The sequence below is a fragment of the Acinetobacter sp. 809848 genome, assembly GCF_000581275.1.
GTDB classification, from domain to species: Bacteria; Pseudomonadota; Gammaproteobacteria; order Pseudomonadales; family Moraxellaceae; genus Acinetobacter; species Acinetobacter pittii.
Map to the genome: position 1 here is coordinate 1 of NZ_JEXG01000215.1, position 329 is coordinate 329.

The following is a 329-nucleotide window of genomic DNA, read 5'->3' on the forward strand; positions in this document are numbered from 1 at the left end:
GAGCAGAAGCTTCAACAGATGGGTTATCGAACCTAGGCACAGGATTTGCCAAGAATGTTTTGGGGATTGGCGTGATCAATGCTGACATTGCAGCGAGCCAGTATAAAGATGAAAACGGTTATTCTGCTTTAGTCGGTTTAGAAGGGCGCATCAGTAAAAATATTTCATTTAACACCAGTTACCGCAAAGTATTTGATAACTATTTTGACCTAGCTCGTGTATCTCAAGTGAGATATTTAAAAGATAACCAGATTAATCCCGAGTCACAGAACTACCTGAACTACAGCGCACTGGCAGATGAGATTTTTAGGGCAGGGATTAACTATAAC

1 pseudogene is annotated in these 329 nt (G+C 40.7%); it reads left to right on the forward strand.

From position 1 onward, the window contains the following. Nucleotides 1-329: pseudogene (locus J536_RS26100) on the forward strand (fimbrial biogenesis outer membrane usher protein); the annotation flags it as partial.